The organism is Streptococcus sp. SGI.013 (assembly GCF_050315295.1).
Classification (GTDB): domain Bacteria; phylum Bacillota; class Bacilli; order Lactobacillales; family Streptococcaceae; genus Streptococcus; species Streptococcus porcorum.
This window is the reverse complement of record NZ_JBNPOS010000102.1, coordinates 1-403: the sequence shown is the minus strand read 5'-3', so window position 1 is coordinate 403 and position 403 is coordinate 1. Positions and strand designations below refer to the sequence as shown.

Below are 403 nucleotides of genomic sequence, written 5' to 3'. Positions count from 1 at the left end.
TGAAAAAGGTGCCAATCCTGAAATGGTATTTATTTTAGACTATCTAGACTATCTAGGAGAATCTTCCATTAAAGGATTACAGTATAATACAGACGGGTATAATGCGATCGTAAAAAATGATTCTTTTTCAGTAAGGCAAGGCGTCTTTCACGTCTCTTCTAAATATGAAGTCTCACTCTTCAAGGATACAAATGAAGAGAAAATCCGCATATATTTGTTTGATAAGAGTGGGAAATTCATGGCTTACTATTATCAGAAGCCTGGTGTAAAGAAAAGCATTTATGACAAGAGCACTGTCAGACAAAAAGAGGCACAGAGCTATGTGGATGAGGTGATCAATCCCATTGTTGAAAAGATGGAGACAAAACCAAGCGTGAACTTACAATGGCTGTTCAATAAGATC

1 protein-coding gene is annotated in these 403 nt (G+C 36.5%); it reads left to right on the top strand.

What is annotated here, in order from left to right:
• Positions 1 to 22: 22 nt before the first annotated feature.
• Positions 23 to 403 (top strand): hypothetical protein (locus ACQRDX_RS09560; protein WP_427896664.1); only part of this gene is annotated, 381 nt, incomplete at its 3' end.